14 protein-coding genes are annotated in these 15340 nt (G+C 70.3%); 7 read left to right on the forward strand and 7 right to left on the reverse strand.

All coding sequences use genetic code 11. The features are described from left to right. Positions 1-87: 87 nt before the first annotated feature. From RI211_RS01715 to RI211_RS01725, 3 genes are all read right to left on the reverse strand, one after another. Positions 88-1095 carry a LacI family DNA-binding transcriptional regulator gene (locus RI211_RS01715; protein WP_187663066.1) on the reverse strand — a complete coding sequence of 336 codons (1008 nt, stop codon included), beginning with the start codon at positions 1093-1095 and terminating at the stop codon, positions 88-90. A gap of 68 nt (positions 1096-1163) precedes the next feature. Then, on the reverse strand, positions 1164-2825 hold the full coding sequence (locus RI211_RS01720; protein WP_315638028.1) for a glycoside hydrolase family 13 protein: 1662 nt from the start codon (positions 2823-2825) through the stop codon (positions 1164-1166). 173 nt (positions 2826-2998) lie between these two features. Beyond that, a complete protein-coding gene (locus tag RI211_RS01725) occupies positions 2999-3895 on the reverse strand; it encodes an SDR family oxidoreductase (protein WP_101847638.1) in 897 nt (298 codons plus the stop codon). A 215-nt stretch (positions 3896-4110) separates the two neighbouring features. Between RI211_RS01725 and RI211_RS01730 the strand changes: the two genes are divergently transcribed. Continuing rightward, positions 4111-5367, forward strand: a complete 1257-nt coding sequence (locus RI211_RS01730) for a YyaL domain-containing protein (protein ID WP_315638029.1) — start codon at positions 4111-4113, stop codon at positions 5365-5367. A gap of 97 nt (positions 5368-5464) precedes the next feature. On the opposite strand, the gene purQ is transcribed toward RI211_RS01730, so the two are convergent. From purQ to RI211_RS01745, 3 genes are all read right to left on the reverse strand, one after another. Then, positions 5465-6172: a phosphoribosylformylglycinamidine synthase subunit PurQ gene (gene purQ, locus RI211_RS01735; RefSeq protein ID WP_187663069.1), complete on the reverse strand. Its 708-nt coding sequence runs from the start codon at positions 6170-6172 to the stop codon at positions 5465-5467. Further along, positions 6169-6417, reverse strand: a complete 249-nt coding sequence (gene purS / locus RI211_RS01740) for a phosphoribosylformylglycinamidine synthase subunit PurS (protein WP_050304938.1) — start codon at positions 6415-6417, stop codon at positions 6169-6171. The genes purQ and purS overlap by 4 nt, the downstream gene beginning before the upstream one ends. A gap of 153 nt (positions 6418-6570) precedes the next feature. Then, a complete protein-coding gene (locus RI211_RS01745) occupies positions 6571-7101 on the reverse strand; it encodes an adenine phosphoribosyltransferase (RefSeq protein ID WP_315638030.1) in 531 nt (176 codons plus the stop codon). 232 nt (positions 7102-7333) lie between these two features. Between RI211_RS01745 and RI211_RS01750 the strand changes: the two genes are divergently transcribed. The 5 genes from RI211_RS01750 to RI211_RS01770 all read left to right on the forward strand — a co-directional run bounded on the left by RI211_RS01750 (position 7334) and on the right by RI211_RS01770 (position 13294). Beyond that, entirely contained in the window at positions 7334-8650 is a 1317-nt protein-coding gene (locus tag RI211_RS01750; protein WP_315638031.1) for an ABC transporter substrate-binding protein, read from the forward strand. Positions 8651-8805: 155 nt separating this feature from the next. Beyond that, a complete protein-coding gene (locus tag RI211_RS01755; protein ID WP_187663072.1) occupies positions 8806-9846 on the forward strand; it encodes a carbohydrate ABC transporter permease in 1041 nt (346 codons plus the stop codon). Beyond that, positions 9843-10733: a carbohydrate ABC transporter permease gene (locus RI211_RS01760; protein ID WP_315638032.1), complete on the forward strand. Its 891-nt coding sequence runs from the start codon at positions 9843-9845 to the stop codon at positions 10731-10733. The genes RI211_RS01755 and RI211_RS01760 overlap by 4 nt, the downstream gene beginning before the upstream one ends. A gap of 5 nt (positions 10734-10738) precedes the next feature. After that, entirely contained in the window at positions 10739-12169 is a 1431-nt protein-coding gene (locus tag RI211_RS01765; protein WP_315638033.1) for a GH1 family beta-glucosidase, read from the forward strand. 129 nt (positions 12170-12298) lie between these two features. Next, a complete protein-coding gene (locus tag RI211_RS01770; protein ID WP_315638148.1) occupies positions 12299-13294 on the forward strand; it encodes a LacI family DNA-binding transcriptional regulator in 996 nt (331 codons plus the stop codon). An 81-nt stretch (positions 13295-13375) separates the two neighbouring features. Here the strand turns inward: RI211_RS01770 and RI211_RS01775 are convergent, their stop codons facing one another. Continuing rightward, on the reverse strand, positions 13376-14185 hold the full coding sequence (locus RI211_RS01775) for a M57 family metalloprotease (protein ID WP_315638034.1): 810 nt from the start codon (positions 14183-14185) through the stop codon (positions 13376-13378). Positions 14186-14656: 471 nt separating this feature from the next. On the opposite strand from RI211_RS01775, the gene RI211_RS01780 reads away from it, so the two are divergent. Then, positions 14657-15328, forward strand: a complete 672-nt coding sequence (locus RI211_RS01780; protein ID WP_315638035.1) for a TetR/AcrR family transcriptional regulator — start codon at positions 14657-14659, stop codon at positions 15326-15328. Positions 15329-15340 lie beyond the last annotated feature (12 nt).

Consider the following 15340-nt stretch of genomic DNA (forward strand, 5'->3'; position numbering starts at 1 on the left):
CTCAGGAGAACCGGCGCACCTGCGCCCGTCAGGGCCAAAACCGCGGTCTCCGCGTGCCGTACTCCTGAGTTGTGAACGCCGCCCGGCTCAGACGAGCCGGGCGGTCGTGCCGCGGACGTTGAGCTCGTACGGAAGGGCGGCGGGCGGGCGCACGGCTTCCGGGTCGGTGAGCTTCGCGAGGACCGCGTCGGCCGCCCGTTCGCCCTGTCCGAGCGGGAACTGGTCGACCGTGGTGAGGCGGAAGAACTCGCCGAGCTCATGGCCGTCGATGCCCACGATGGACAGGTCCCCCGGCACCGCGAAGCCGAGGTCGCGCGCGGCGAGGAGCGCCCCGATCGCCATCTCGTCCGACGCGGCGAACACCGCGGTGGGACGCGGCCCCGGACGCCCGAGGAGCTGCTTCGCGGCGCGGTAGCCGCCCTCCACCGTGAAGTCCGCGGGCTCCAGGAACGCGGGGTTCAGGGGGATGCCGGCCGTGGCCAGTGCCCGCTCGAACCCGAGTCGTCGGTTCGTGGGGATGTGGAAGTCGATGTCGAACTCGGGGTTCGCGCCGATGTGGGCGATCTCGGTGTGGCCGAGGCCGAGCAGGTGCTCCGTCGCGAGCTGCGCCACGGCGACGTCGTCGACCGTGAGCGTGTCGAGCTTCGGATTGGGGCCGCCGATCGCGATGACGGGTAGGCCGAGGTCGAGGAGCTGCTGGGTCTCGTCCTCGTCCAGCTCGATGGACACGGCGATCACGGCGTCGACACGCTGGCGGCGCAGGAACGTGTCGAACACGTGGCGGCGCACGTCCTTGTCGGCGGTGATGTTGTAGAGCGTGATGTCGTAGCCGGCCCGCATCAGGGCCGCGGAGACCCCGGACAGCACGGTGCTGAAGAACCAGCGGTCGAGGAACGGCACCACGACTCCGATGTTGCGGGTGCGCCCCGACGCGAGGCTCGAGGCGCGGGAGGAGACCACGTATCCGAGCGAGGCGGCGGCGGCCTGCACGCGCTCGCGCGCGGACTCCGACACGTGCCCGCGGCCGCTCAGCGCGCGCGAGACCGTCGCGGTGGAGACGCCGGCGAGCCGGGCGACCTCGTCGATGCTCGCCATCGTGGTTCCTTCGGATCGGAGACGCCCGTGCCGCGCCCCGGGTGGAGCGCGCCACGGGCGCCGCGGTGTCAGGCCGTGGTGTACCAGACGGCGGTGTCGACCGGGACCTGGGCGCCGTCGAAAGGCTGGCTGCGGAGCAGGACGACCGCGCCTTCCGGAAGGTCGAGCGGAGCCGTGCCGAGGTTCGCCAGCACGTGGACCTCACCGCGACGGAAGGCCACGGCGTCGGGGTCGGCGTCCTCCCACACCAGCGACCCGGTGCCGAATCCGAACTCGCGACGACCGGCGAGCAGGCGCTTGTACAGGGCCAGGGTCGACGCCGGGTCGACCTCCTCGACGTCCCGGGCGTAGGCCGCCCAGTCCGCGGGCTGCGGGAGCCACGAGAGTCCGGTGTCGTTGAAGCCGAACGCCGGGGCCTCCGCCTCCCACGGCAGCGGCACACGGCAGCCATCGCGGCCGTAGCGCTCGCCGTTCGTGCGGAACCAGGTCGGGTCCTGACGGTACTCGTCCGGGATCTCCATGGCCTCGGGCAGTCCGAGCTCTTCACCCTGGTAGAGATAGGCGGAGCCGGGGAGCGCGAGCATCAGCGTGGTGGCCGCGCGGGCGCGGGCGAGGCCGATGGCCGTGTCCGGCTTGTCCGGGGTGTTCGGGCCGATGCCCTCGCCCTGCGGGTTGTCGATCGTGAGCGCCAGGCGCGTGGCGTGCCGCACGACGTCGTGGTTCGACAGCACCCAGGTGCTCGGTGCACCGACCGCGCCGAAGGCGTCCAGCGACTCACGGATCACGTCGCCGAGCGCCTTCGCGTCCCACGCCGTCATCAGGTACGGGAAGTTGAAGGTCTGGTGCATCTCGTCCGGACGCACCCAGAGCGCGGTCTCCTTCAGCGTCGGCATCCAGGCCTCGCCGCACAGGGCACGGTCGCCGTCGTATTCGGCGAGCACCTTGTGCCAGTCGCGGTAGATCTCGTGCACGCCGTCCTGGCCCCAGTACGGCACGTTCGACTCGCCGCCGCCCATGGAGTCCGCGTCGGTCGGCGGCGTGTAGTCGGGAAGCCCCTCGGTCTTGATCATGCCGTGGGCCACATCGACCCGGAAGCCGTCGACACCGCGGTCGAGCCAGAAGCGCAGGATCGAGCGGAACTCCTCCTGCACCTCCTCGTTGTTCCAGTCGAAGTCGGGCTGCGTGGCGTCGAAGATGTGCAGGTACCACTGACCCGGCGTGCCGTCGGCCTCGGTGACACGCTGCCACATGCCGCCGCCGAACACCGACTCCCAGTTGTTCGGGGGCAGTTCGCCGTTCTCACCGCGGCCGTCGCGGAAGATGTAGCGTGCGCGCTCCGGGCTGCCCGGCGCGGCCTTGAGCGCCTCCTGGAACCAGGGGTGCTGGTCGGACGAGTGGTTCGGGACGAGGTCGACGATCACGCGGATGTCGCGGGCGTGGGCCTCGGCGAGCATGAGGTCGAAGTCGGCGAGCGTGCCGAACAGCGGGTCGACGTCGCGGTAGTCGGCCACGTCGTAGCCGGCGTCGCGCTGCGGGCTCGTCATGAACGGGCTGAGCCAGATCGCGTCGACGCCGAGCTCCTGCAGCGAGTCGAGGCGACTCGTGATGCCGGGGAGGTCGCCGATGCCGTCGCCCGACGCGTCCGCGAAGGAGCGGGGGTAGATCTGGTAGATGACGGCGCTGCGCCACCACTCGGAACCGGGGGCTGCGATCTGTTCGAGCTGTGCCATGCGATCAGGCTACTGCAAACGCTTACAGTCCCGCCACCACAGGTATCGAAACGGTTCGGTGATCCCTTGTGCCCTCTCCGCCGACCCACCCCTTTCCGTCCGACCCACCCCCTTGCGGACGGCCGGAAGGGGCCGGGAGGAACGGAAGGGGGTGGGTCGACAGGGGATGAGAGTCAGGGCGTGGGCATGCCGCCGTTGACGTTCAGGGTCTCGCCGAGGACGTAGCTCGACTCCGGAGAGGCGAGGAAGACGTACGCGGGAGCGAGTTCGGCGGGCTGACCCATCCGGCCCAGAGGCGTGTCCTGGCCGAACTGGTCGATCTTCTCCTGCGGCTGCCCGTCACTCGGCTGCAGCGGGGTCCAGATCGGTCCGGGCGCCACGGCGTTCACGCGGATGCCCTTCGGCGCGAGCTGCTGGGCGAGGCCCTTCGTGAACGCGTTGATGGTCGACTTGGTCGACGCGTAGTCGACGAGGATGTCCGACGGCGAGTAGGCCTGGATGGAGGTCGTGTTGATGATCGTCGACCCCGCGGGGAGGTGCGGCAGGGCGGCCTTCGTGATCCAGAACATCGCGTACACGTTGGTCTTGAACGTGTCGTCGAACTGCTCGTCCGTCACGTCGGTGAGGGACTCCTGGAAGACCTGCTTGCCGCCGTTGTTGACGAGGATGTCGAGTCCGCCGAGCGCTGCGACGGCCTCGGCCACGAGGGTGCGGCAGTACTCCGGGTCGCGCAGGTCACCGGGGATGGTGGCCACGGTGGCACCCGCCTCGCGGAGAATCCCGGCGATGCGGCTCGCGTCCTCCTCCTCTTCGGGGAGGTAGGAGATCGCGACGTCGGCCCCCTCGCGAGCGAACGCGATGGCGGTGGCCGCGCCGATGCCCGAGTCGCCGCCTGTGATGAGCGCCTTGCGTCCGGTCAGTCGTCCGGTGCCGCGGTACGACTCCTCGCCGAGGTCGGCCTTCGGGGTGAGGTCCGCGTCGAGACCGGGCTCGCGCATGTGCTGCTTCTGCGGCTGGATGTCGGCGTAGAGCTCGACCGGGTTGGTGAAGGTGTACTGGTCGCGGGACATGGGGTGTCCTTTCCGGGAGGTCGGGGACGGGAGGACCATCGTGCGCGTCGGTCCCCGTGTCCGGCAAACGCCTTGCACGCATCCGGTCGCTTTGGTACACGCGTATATGGCCGAAAGGCACTTCCCCCCGCGCCTCCTGTCATGACAGGGTTGCGAACATCCCCCCGTGTCGCTCGCGGCATGTCCCCCGGGGGTCCTGCCGTCGAGAGGTCGTGATGTCCGCTTCCGCCCGCCGATCCGCGCCCTGGGTGGTCGTCGCCGCCCTCGTCGTCGGCGCCGTGCTCGTCGGTGCCGCCCCCGCCGTGTCCGATGCGTTCGGCGCGCGCGTGCAGCCCCCGGCTGACCCGGTGAACGACCCCGCCGCTTCGGTCGCGCTCGCCTACGAGTTCCTCGACGCCCGGGTCGACGAGTTCTGCGACGGCGAGGGCCGGTGCCTGCCGCGCAGCTACGAGGGCGGATTCTTCACCACGCCGTCCTGGGACTTCACGCCCTCCTTCGTCTACGACGACGCCCTTGTCGTCATCGCCTACACCGCCCGCGGTCTGCCGGACGACCTGCGCCGCGCGCAAGCTGTCGCGGACACCCTCCTCTTCGTGCAGGAGAACGACCCCATCGGCGACGGCCGCGTCCGCACCTCGTACGAGCCGCACGGCATCCGCCAGGGGCGCATGGAGATCACGGGGCCGGGCACCTTCACCGGCAATCAGGCCTGGGTGGGCATGGCGCTCGCCCGCCTCTTCCACGCCACCGGCGAGACGCGGTATCTCGACGGCGCGGTGCGCATCGCGGAGTGGATCCAGGACAACACCGCCGACATGACCCGCGCGCCCTACGGCTACACCGGTGGGCAGACCGATGCCGGGGTGCCGCTGGAGTGGAAGTCCACCGAGCACAACAGCGACATCGCCGGGTTCTTCACGCAGCTCGCCCAGCTCACGGGCGACGCGGTGTGGGCGGAGCGGGCGGCGGTGGCCGCAGGCTTCGTCGCGGCGATGCAGAGCGCCGACGGGCACGTGGACACCGGGACACTGCTGGACGGCAGCACGATCAACACCCGCCCGATCCCGCTCGACGCGCAGACGTGGAGCCTCCTCGGCACCGGGGACGCCCGGTACGGAGCGGCCGTCGACTGGACGCTCGCGCACCTCGTGGCCCAGGACGGTCCCTACCGAGGCCCGTCGATCAGTGACGTGGACGTGTCCAAGGTCTGGTTCGAGGGGAGCGGACACCTCGCCCTCGCGCTGCAGGAACGCGGGGCCCCTGGTGACCAGGCGCGCGCGGAGGAGCTGCTGGCCGACATCCGACTGGTGCAGCGCGACGCGGCGAACGGCGACGGCAAGGGCATCGTGGCGACTTCGACCGACGGACTCGACTCCGGCTTCGGCGACCTCTACTACGCGAGTCTGCACACCGGCACGACGGCCTGGTACCTGCTCGCGGCCGTGGGCGACAACCCCTTCCGTCTCCCCTGACCTCGTCCGTCGACCCGGCCTCTTGCGGTCGGCCCGGCCTCTTCAGTGCGCCCGCAAAGGGGTGGGACGCACGCAGAGGGGTGGGTCGACGGAGAGGTCAGGCGGCGACGCGGGCGACGGCGGCGATCGCGCTCGTGAAGAAGTCGAGACCGTCCACGCCGCTGCGCATCGCGACGGCGGTGTCCGGACCGAAACCGGGCTCCGTGGCGTGCTCGGGGTGCGGCATCAGTCCCACGACGTTGCCGGCCTCGTTCGTCAGCCCCGCGATGTCGCGCAGGGAGCCGTTCGGGTTCACGCCGGCATAGCGGAACGCCACGAGACCCTCGCCCTCGATGCGATCGAGCGTCTGCTCGTCGGCGATGTAGCCGCCGTCCGCGTTCTTCAGCGGGATGATGATCTCCTGGCCGGTGCGGAAGGCGTTGGTCCACGCGGTGTCGGCGTTCTCGACCGTGAGCTTCTGGTCGCGGCGGACGAAGTGCTGGTGCCCGTTGCGGATCAGGCCGCCGGGGAGCAGGTGCGCCTCGACGAGCATCTGGAAGCCGTTGCAGATGCCGAGGACGGGCATGCCCTTCGCGGCAGCGTCCTTGACCTCGCTCATGATGGGCGAGAGCGCGGCGATGGCGCCGGCGCGCAGGTAGTCGCCGTAGCTGAAACCGCCGGGGAGGACGAGGGCGTCGACGCCCTCGAGGTCGTGCGAGCCGTGCCACAGGGCGACCGGCTCGGCTCCCGCGATGCGGACGGCGCGCTGCGCGTCGACGTCGTCCAGCGAGCCGGGGAAGGTGACGACGCCGATGCGGACGGTCACTCCGCCACCTCGACGCCCACGACGTCTTCGATCACGGAGTTCGACAGGACCTCGTCGGCGAGGCGACGGGCCTCGGCGAGGACCTCGTCGGTGACCTCGCCCTCGACCGTGAGCTCGAAGCGCTTGCCGATGCGGACGTCGGTGAAGCCCTCGACGCCGAGGCGGGCGAAGGCGCCGGAGACGGCCTTGCCCTGCGGGTCGAGCAGTTCGGGCTTGGGCATGACGTCGACGACGATGGTGGGCATGACGGCTCCAAGAGTCGCGGGCGGACGGGCGGTTTCAGTCTACCGGCTCGCCGATGCTCCGCTGAGACCCCGGGCTCCCGTCCAGACCCCGCCCTGCGCCCGCCGCTACACCGGGGTGTCGGCGGGAAACCGGGGTCTCGGCGTCAGAGGGGGTCAGGAGTGGAAGACGGTGTGGAGGTCGCCGATCGCCTCGCGGCCGCCGAGGCCGTCGATCTCGAAGAGCACCGAGATGCCGGCGACGTGGCTGCCGAGGCGCTCGACGAGCTGGCGACCGGCGGCCAGGGTGCCCCCGGTCGCGAGGACGTCGTCGATGAGGAGAACACGCGAGCCTGCCGGCAGATCGTCGTGCATCTCGATGGTCGCGGTGCCGTACTCCAGGGCGTAGTCGACGGACGCCGCGGGCCGGGGGAGCTTGCCGGCCTTGCGGATCGGGATCAGTCCGACGCCTGCGGCGACGGCGGCCGCCCCGGCGAGGATGAAGCCGCGAGCCTCGATGCCGGCCACCACGTCGAACTGCCCCGCAAAGGGCTCGATGATCGCCTCGGTCGTCACGCGGAGGGCCTCGGCGTCGGCGAGGAGCGGCGTGATGTCGCGGAAGATGATGCCGGGCTCCGGGTAGTCCGGGATGCTGCGGATCAGGGATTCGGCGCGGGTGAGGGCGGGGGAGAGGGTGGCTTCGGGCACCGGACAAGGGTACGCCGCGTTCACAACTCCGGAGAATCCGCGGGCTCCGGGCCGATAGCGGTCGAACGGCGGCATCGGATCCCGATTCTCCTGAGTTGTGAACGGGGACCGGCGGGCACCCGGCACCCTTGACATCGTGGGAGCGCTCCCATAGAGTTCACGGAAGTTCGTGGGAGCGCTCCCACGACTCACCCACGCACCACCACCGCACGAACCCACAAAGGAGTGAACCGTGAACTCACGTGCCCGCACCCGGATCCTGGCGACAGCCGCCGTGGCATCCGTCTCCGCTCTCGCCCTGGCCGGCTGCTCCGGCAGCACCGGCGGCGACGGCGACACCGGCGGCAGCGCCGACGAGAAGGTCACACTGACCGTTACCACCTTCGGCACCTTCGGCTACGACGACCTCTACGAGGAGTACGAGAAGGCGCACCCGAACGTGACGATCGAGGCCACCAACATCGACACCGGCGGCAACGCCCGCACCGACGCCTTCACCAAGATCGCCGCCGGCTCCGGCCTCAGCGACATCGTCGCGATCGAGGAGGGCTGGCTCGGCGCCATCATGGACGTCTCCGACACCTTCGTCGACCTGCGCGACTACGGCATCGAGGACCGCAAGGACGACTGGGTCGACTGGAAGTACGGTCAGGCCACCGACGCCGACGGCCGCGTCATCGGCTACGGCACCGACATCGGCCCGAGCGGCATCTGCTACAACGGCGCCGCGTTCGAGGCCGCCGGCCTGCCCAGCGACCGCGAGTCCGTCGCCGAACTGCTCAACGGCGACTGGGAGAACTACTTCCAGGTCGGTGCCGACTACACCGAGAAGACCGGCAAGGCCTGGTACGACCACTCCGGCTTCGTCTGGAACGCCATGGTGAACCAGCTCGACGAGGGCTACTACACCGCCGACGGTGAGCTGAACGTCGAGGGCAACGACGAGCTCCAGGAGCGCTTCGAGCTCCTCGGCGCCGCGACCGAGGGCGGTCAGTCCGCAGCGCAGACCGCGTGGGACTGGAACGGCGGCAAGTCATTCGTCGACGGCACCTTCGCCACCTTCGTCTGCCCCGGCTGGATGCTCGGCGTCGTGCAGGGTCAGGTCGAGGCCGGCGGCGGCGACGCGTCGACCGGCTGGGACTTCGCGGACGTGTTCCCCGGCGGCGCGGCCAACTGGGGCGGCGCGTTCCTGTCGATCCCGGAGTCCTCGGAGCACAAGGAGGCCGCGGCCGAGCTCGCCGACTGGCTGACGCAGCCCGAGCAGCAGGTGAAGCAGTCCGCCGCCGCGGGCAACTTCCCCTCGACCATCAAGGCGCAGGAGTCCCTCGCCGATGAAGCCACGCCCAACGCGTTCTTCAACGACGCGCCGACCGGCGCCATCCTCGCCGAGCGTGCCAAGGGCGTCGTCGCGCAGTTCAAGGGCGCCGACGACTCGGTGATCCAGGAGAACGTCTTCGGCCCGGCGCTGAGCGCACTCGACCGCGGTGAGACCGACACGCAGGGGGCCTGGGACCAGGCGATCGGCCTGCTGAACGACCTCGTCGGCTGATCATCTCGCTTCGACAGGCTCAGCGACCCAGAGTGGACGCCCAGCGCCCCGAGTGGACGCCCAGCGCCCCGAGTGGACGCCCAGCGCCCCGAGTGGACGCTCAGCGCCCCGAGTGGGTGGCTGAGCCTGTCGAAGCCCCGGCAAAGGACACGCCCATGACCCTCACCGCCCCGCCGGCGGAGCCGCAGGCCGCCGCCCCCGTGGCGGCGGACGCTCCGCCGCGACGCTCCTGGCGCACCCGCGTCTCCCGTTTCGACCACCGCGCCTCTCCGTACTTCTACATCTCCCCGTTCTTCCTCCTCTTCGGGCTCATCGGCCTCTTCCCGCTGCTGTACACGGTGTGGGTCGCGGTGCACGAGTGGGATCTGTTGAAGGGCGAGGGGCCTTTCGTCGGCTTCGGCAACTTCGCGGCGATCCTCGGCGACGGCATGTTCTGGAACTCCATCCGGAACACGCTGAGCATCTTCCTGCTCTCCGCCATCCCGCAGCTCGCCGTCGCGCTGGTGATCGCGTACCTGCTGGACCGCGGACTGCGGACGCCGACGTTCTGGCGGATGAGCGTCCTCATCCCCTTCGTGGTGACGCCGGTCGCCGTGGCGATCATCTTCTCGAGCATCTTCAACGAGGCGGACGGGTTGGCCAACAACCTCCTCAACCTCGTCGGCATCGCCGATCAGCAGTGGAAGCACGACACGTTCCTGTCGCACATCGCGATCGCGGTCATGGTGAACTTCCGCTGGACCGGCTACAACGCCCTCATCCTCCTCGCCGCGATGCAGGCCGTGCCGCGCGACCTCTACGAATCGGCCGCCCTGGACGGTGCCGGGGCTGTGCGGCGGTTCTTCGCCATCACGATCCCCACCATCCGTCCGACGCTGATCTTCGTCATCATCACGGCGACCATCGGCGGCCTGCAGATCTTCGCCGAACCGCGTCTGTTCGACGTCTCCACCGCGGGCGGCATCGGCGGCAGCGATCGGCAGTTCCAGACCACCGTGCTGTTCCTCTGGGAGCTGGCGTTCTTCCGCCGGAACCTCGGCGAGGCCTCGGCCGTCGCGATCCTGCTGTTCCTCCTCATCGTCGCGATCGGCCTCATCAACTTCCTGATCTCCCGGCGCATCGCCACCGGAGACGCCCCGAAGAACCGCGCGGCCCGACGCCGCATCCGCCCGACCGGAAAGGAGGAGGCGCGATGACCGCCACCCAGGCCCTCAGCGTGCCGGAGCGGATCCGCCGCCGGCGCGGCGCCGCGAGCGGGAGCGCCGGCCTCGGCAGCCGCCCCGGCTTCCTCACCTACGGACTCCTCGCGGCCTTCGTCATCGGCGGCGCCTACCCGCTGTGGTGGTCGTTCGTCGTCGCGAGCGGGACGAACGCGACCCGCGGTGAGACCCTGCCCCTCGTCCCCGGCGGCAACTTCCTCGCGAACGCGGCGAAGGTGTTCGATGCGATCCCGTTCTGGCTCGCGCTCGGCAACTCGTTCCTCATCTCGACGATCATCACGATCTCCGTCGTCACGTTCTCGACCCTCGCCGGCTATGCGTTCGCGAAGCTGCGCTTCCGCGGGCGGGACGGCCTCATGGTGTTCGTGATCGCGACCATGGCCATCCCCACGCAGCTCGGCATCATCCCGCTGTTCATGCTGATGCGCGAGCTCGGCTGGACCGGGACGATCGGCGCGGTGATCGTGCCGACCCTCGTCACGGCGTTCGGGGTGTTCTTCATGCGGCAGTACCTCGTGGACGTCATCCCCGACGAGCTCATCGAGGCCGCCAGGGTCGACGGCGCGAACCAGTTCCGCACGTTCCTCACCGTCGGGGTGCCCGCGGCGCGGCCGGCCATGGCGATCCTCGGACTGTTCACGTTCATGACCGCCTGGACCGACTACCTCTGGCCCCTGATCGTGCTCTCCCCCCAGAACCCGACGCTGCAGACGGCGCTCAGCCAGCTGCAGTCCGGCTATTACATCGACTACTCGATCGTGCTCACCGGCGCGGTGCTCGCGACCCTTCCGCTCCTCGTGCTCTTCGTGATCGCGGGGCGGCAGCTGGTCAGTGGCATCATGGCGGGCGCGGTGAAAGGATGACCCCTATGACGCGTGCCTTCCCCTCGGACTTCCTCTTCGGCGCGGCGACCGCGGCCTACCAGATCGAGGGTGCCGCCTTCGAGGACGGACGGACGGCCTCCATCTGGGACGCCTTCTGCCGGGTGCCCGGGGCCGTGGTCGCCGGCGACGACGGGGACGTGGCGTGCGACCACTACCACCGGTACCCGCAGGACGTCGCGCTGATGAAGCAGCTCGGGCTGCAGACGTACCGCTTCTCCACCTCGTGGTCGCGGGTGCGCCCGGACGGCGGCGCGGTCAACCAGGCGGGGGTCGACTTCTACAGCCGTCTGGTCGACGAGCTCCTCGCGGCCGACATCCTGCCCTGGCTCACGCTCTACCACTGGGACATGCCGCAAGCCCTCCAGGAGGTCGGCGGCTGGACGAACCGTGACGCCGTCGACCGCTTCCTGGAGTACGCGGGCACCATGCACGACGCCCTCGGCGACCGCGTGAACGTGTGGACGACCCTCAACGAGCCGTGGTGCTCGTCCTTCCTCTCCTACACCGGGGGCGAGCACGCCCCGGGGCACACGAGCATCGCCGAGGGACTGCTGGCCTCGCACCACTTGCTCCTCGCGCACGGTGCGACGGTGCGCGAGCTCCGCGGTCGCGATGCCTCCCTCAACCTCGGCATCACGCTGAACCACACGGTCGCCGATCCCGCCGACCCGCAGAACCCCGCGGACGTGGACGCCGCCCGGCGGCTGGACGGCCAGTTCAACCGCTGGTTCCTCGACCCCATCTACCGCGGCGCGTATCCCGCCGACACCGTGGAGGACATCCGCGCGGTGGACCCCGACGCGGTCGCGCGGTTCGAGGCGGCCGTGCACGAGGGCGACCTCGACACGATCGCGCAGCCCATCGACACGCAGGGCGTGAACTACTACCACGGCGACCTCGTGTCCGGCACGGGGCCCGACGACGCCCCGGTCTCCAGCGGCCCGGAGACGGCACACGTGACCCGGAGCCCGTACCCCTCGCACGAGGGCATCCACGCGGTCGAGCGCGGGCTGCCCCGCACCGCCCAGGGCTGGGAGGTCCAGCCGGAGGGACTCACGCGACTGCTGCAGCGGTTGTGGACCGAGTACGCCGAGCCCGCGGGGGTCGTGCTCTCGGTGACGGAGAACGGCGCGGCCTATGACGACACGGTCGTGGTGGCGGACGGGGAGACCCGGGTGCCCGATGCCGACCGCACCGCGTTCCTGCGCGCGCACCTCGACGCCGTGCTGGACGCCAGGGACAGCGGTGTGGACGTGCGCGGCTACTTCTACTGGTCCCTGTTCGACAACTTCGAGTGGGCGTGGGGGTACGACAAGCGCTTCGGGATCGTCCGCGTGGACTACGACACCCAGGAGCGGACGGTCAAGGATTCCGGCCGCGAGTACGCCCGGATCATCGCCGCGCGCTCCCTCTGACCCGTTCGAATCGCCCGATTGGCTCCATCCGCGGCCGAGATGGGACCAATCGGGCGATTCGAAGCGGGGATTTTCACGGGCGAGGGTCCGGGTGGATGAGAATGGGGCGATGGAAGAGAGCAAGCGATGATGTCGCCCCGGGCGACCATCGAGGAGGTCGCGACGGCCGCCGGCGTGTCCCGGTCGACCGTGTCGCGGGTCGTCAACGGGTCGACGGCGGTCAGCCCGGAAGCGCTCGCCGCCGTGCGCGCCGCGATCGACGAGCTCAACTACGTGCCGAACCGGGCCGCGCGCTCCCTCGCCTCCCGGCAGACGCACGCGATCGCCCTCATCGTCCCCGAGGACACGTCGCGCTTCTTCGGCGACCCGTTCTTCGCGGCCATCGTGGCCGGCATCACCGGCGCCCTCCGCAGCTCCGACTACCTCCTGAACCTGCTGATCGCGAGCGACGACCCCGGCGACAAGATGACCAGCTTCGTGCGCAACGGCGGCGTCGACGGTGCTCTCATCGTGTCGCACCACACGAGTGACGCCTTCGTCGACCGGATCGCCGACGCGGTCCCCGTCGTCTACGGCGGCCGCCCGGTGCGCCGCGCCGAGGGGGACTACGTGGTCGACGTCGACAACGTCGCCGGGGCACGGGCGGCCACGCAGCGCCTCGTCGACATCGGACGCACCCGCATCGCCACGATCTCCGGTCCGCTCACGATGCCGTCGTCGACCGACCGCGTGCAGGGGTTCCGCGCCGCGCTCGCCGCCGCGGGGCTGACCCCCTTCGCGGAGGAGGAGGGCGACTACAGCGAGGCGAGCGGAGCGGACGCCGCCCGCCGGCTGCTCGCGGAAGGGCGACCGGACGCGATCTTCGTCGCCAGCGACCTCATGGCCCGAGGGGCGCTGACGGCGCTGCGGGGCGCCGGGGTGCGGGTGCCGGAGGACATCGCGCTCGTCGGCTTCGACGACTCGTCGGTGGCGCTGACCACCGATCCGCCCCTGACGACGATGCGTCAGCCGATGTACGCCCAGGGCGAGGCGATGACGCAGGTGCTGCTCTCCCGGCTCGCGGGGGAGGATCCGCCGCGCACCACGATCCTGCCGACGGAGCTCGTCGTCCGCGGTTCCGCCTGAGCCGCGTCGAGCCCGGACACGGGTGAGGCCCGATCGCGGACGACCGGGCCTCGAGGGAGCCACCGCAGCTGCGGCGACGGTTCAGTTCCCGTAGAGGGAGACGACGCCGGTGCGGTCGGCAGTCGTCATCGAGAGGTCGTCCGAGCTGCCGTTGCACTGCGGGTAGTGCATGATCGACGACGAGTCGTACGGGGTGAGCGGACGCCAGTTGTTGTCCTCGAAGCAGGTGCCGGCCTCCGGACGGGTGTGCTCGTGGCGGAAGCCGAGCACGTGGCCGAGCTCATGGCCGAGCACGTTCGTCGGCGTCCACGCTCCGGCGCTCCAGATCGAGTCGTCGATGAGCACGTTCTGCTGCCGGGCCGGCGTGCTGGGGAAGAACGCACGGGCGATGTACTGCGTCGTGGCTACCGGCTCGACGGAGAAGACGACGGCGTTGTTCCGCGTGGTGCAGTTGGCGTCCGCGCTGCTCACGTACCGGAAGTCGATCTTCGAGGACGCGGACTCCCAGAGCGCGGCGCCGCCCTCCATCGCCCGGACGACGTCGGCGTGACGGCTGCCGAACTTCGTGCTCACGCAGTAGGTGAGGTTGGCCACCTGCGACGCCGACCACTTGTCGTCGATGTTGTTGACCGTGTTGACGATGAGGCCGTCGTTGCGGGTCTCGGGGCCGATCAGCCGGTCGTAGAAGGCACGCAGCTCCTTCTTGCCGGAGATCACCTCGTCGCCGTTGACGACGTAGGCACCGTCGATGTCCCGGTAGGTGGACGACGCGAACTCCTGGTACGAGGGCGCGGAGTCGTCGGGCGACGCGGCCGTGGCGGGGATGACCGCGCTGAGGCTGAGCGCGGCCGCCGCGGTGGCGGCGAGCGCGAGTTTCTTGGTGAATCGCATGGAAGATCCTCTTCGATCTGAGCGGTGCCGCGCGTCCGGTGGGCGAGCGGTCTCCGGTCCGGACGGTGAGCATCGCTGCCACCGAGGGGCCGAAGCCCGCTCACGCTAACCGCGCCGTTTCGACGGGGTCAAGGCGCGACACGGCCCATCGTGCGCTTTCTGCACTCAGGTCAGGAATCTGCCCGATGGGCCACCGTCGAAGGTCTCGTCGGCGCTCGGCCGGACGTCGGCACCGGTGGTCGACGACCGGGCCTGGTCCTCGGTCCGTCGTCGTATGCCGGAGGTCGAGGAGGGCCACGGACGCATCTCCGCCTCCCCCTCCATCGGCTGGAGACGCGTCCGTGGCTGCTGCGGCGAGCCCCCGCGCCGCGAGTGCTCGCACCCTCCATAGGTTGAACGAGCATTCAGTGATTAATCTATCCCGAGACGGCCCGTGAGGGAATTCCGCCGGACCCGAAAGGTGGATGCCGTATGGCGCGATCGGATGAGCAGAACCGTCTGGCCCGCGAACGCGCCAGGGAGAACATCCTCCAGGCGGCGATCGAGGTCTTCAGCGAACGGGGCGTCGCCGGGGCGGGCATCGCCGAGATCACCCGTCGCGCCGGAGTGGCGCAGGGGCTGGTGAACTATCACTTCGGCGGCAAGGACCAGCTCGTCGCCGCGGTGATCGACCGCTGGTTCGAGACGATCCTGGCCTTCGCGCAGGTCGAGGGCACGCCCGACGAGATGCTCGCCGCCATCATCGACGGGGCGATCGGTGCGACGGCCTTCGCGATGCCCTTGCAGCGCGCGGTGCTCGCCATGCAGCAGCAGCCGCTGACGCATCGCCTGTTCGCGGAATCGGAGCAGCGCTATGCCGAAGGTGCGACGGCCGCGGAGGACGCCGTGCGCGCCGTCTTCCGCGCCCGAGGTGCCGAGGACCCGGCCTTGGAGGAGGTCATGCTCCGCAGCACCCTGGAGGGGGTGTTCGTGAAGTACTGCGTCTTCGGCGACACGTATCCGCTCGAGGACGCGCGGCGCTGGCTGCACCGCCGGTACGGGTTGCCGGAGCCGGACGCTGCGCTGCCGGGCGTGCCGGCGTCATACCGGGGCGAGGAGCCCCGCCCCCGCGCGACCGCGGCGCTCCGGACCGACGCGACCTGAGCCGCGGACCCC

Origin of the sequence: Microbacterium meiriae, from assembly GCF_032364335.1 — a bacterium.
GTDB lineage: Bacteria > Actinomycetota > Actinomycetes > Actinomycetales > Microbacteriaceae > Microbacterium > Microbacterium meiriae.

Coding starts and splice junctions, on each gene's coding strand:
- RI211_RS01755 (WP_187663072.1), top strand. CDS start 8,806: ATGACCCTCACCGCCCCGCCGGCGGAGCCGCAGGCCGCCGCCCCCGTG.
- purS (WP_050304938.1), bottom strand. CDS start 6,417: ATGCCCACCATCGTCGTCGACGTCATGCCCAAGCCCGAACTGCTCGAC.
- RI211_RS01765 (WP_315638033.1), top strand. CDS start 10,739: ATGACGCGTGCCTTCCCCTCGGACTTCCTCTTCGGCGCGGCGACCGCG.
- RI211_RS01715 (WP_187663066.1), bottom strand. CDS start 1,095: ATGGCGAGCATCGACGAGGTCGCCCGGCTCGCCGGCGTCTCCACCGCG.
- RI211_RS01720 (WP_315638028.1), bottom strand. CDS start 2,825: ATGGCACAGCTCGAACAGATCGCAGCCCCCGGTTCCGAGTGGTGGCGC.
- RI211_RS01725 (WP_101847638.1), bottom strand. CDS start 3,895: ATGTCCCGCGACCAGTACACCTTCACCAACCCGGTCGAGCTCTACGCC.
- RI211_RS01760 (WP_315638032.1), top strand. CDS start 9,843: ATGACCGCCACCCAGGCCCTCAGCGTGCCGGAGCGGATCCGCCGCCGG.
- RI211_RS01770 (WP_315638148.1), top strand. CDS start 12,299: ATGTCGCCCCGGGCGACCATCGAGGAGGTCGCGACGGCCGCCGGCGTG.
- RI211_RS01775 (WP_315638034.1), bottom strand. CDS start 14,185: ATGCGATTCACCAAGAAACTCGCGCTCGCCGCCACCGCGGCGGCCGCG.
- RI211_RS01730 (WP_315638029.1), top strand. CDS start 4,111: ATGTCCGCTTCCGCCCGCCGATCCGCGCCCTGGGTGGTCGTCGCCGCC.
- RI211_RS01780 (WP_315638035.1), top strand. CDS start 14,657: ATGGCGCGATCGGATGAGCAGAACCGTCTGGCCCGCGAACGCGCCAGG.